Annotated in this window: 1 protein-coding gene; it reads right to left on the bottom strand. The window is 71.5% G+C overall.

Annotation, left to right across the window (positions count from 1 at the left end):
• A partial coding sequence (locus KUM32_RS37805; protein ID WP_217146351.1) for a homogentisate 1,2-dioxygenase occupies positions 1-525 on the bottom strand: 525 nt, incomplete at its 3' end.
• Between the last annotated feature and the right edge of the window lie 61 nt (positions 526-586).

Below are 586 nucleotides of genomic sequence, written 5' to 3'. Positions count from 1 at the left end.
CAGCAGCAGCCCGCCGCTCTCGGGCACGATCAGCAACTCGCCGTCGGAGTCGCTGAAGACCCGGTCGGTCATCGAGGCGTTGGCGGCGTAGAGGTGGATGGCCATGCCGACGCGCTGGGCGGCGTCGCCGTTGCCGCCGAGCGTCCACAGGCCGGCGAGGAAGTCGGTGCCGGCGGCCGGCTCCGGCATCGGGTCCCAGCGCAGCCGGTTGGGGTCGGGCACCTGCTCGGGGCCGGCGAACGGGGCGCCGCGCAGCGCGCCGTTGTCGATCCGGGTGAACGGCGGGTGCGCCGCCGAGGGGCTGATGCGGTAGAGCCAGGAGCGGCGGTTGTTGCGCCGGGGCTCGGTGAAGGCGCTGCCGCTGAGCTGCTCCGCGTACAGGCCGAGCGGGGCGCGCTGGGGCGAGTTGCGGCCGTGCGGCAGCGCCCCGGGCACCGCCTCGCTGCTGTGTTCGTTACCGAATCCGGAGCTGTACGTCAGCCCCTCGGCGACCTTCCTCGCTTGCTCGTTGTCCGTGCCGCTCATCGCGTGCTCCCACCATCGAGATCCGCCATCGAAGAATTCCTATGCTTGACCATAGGAATGA

The sequence above is a fragment of the Streptomyces sp. AC627_RSS907 genome, from assembly GCF_019049165.1.
This window is presented reverse-complemented; position numbering and strand designations above follow the sequence as displayed.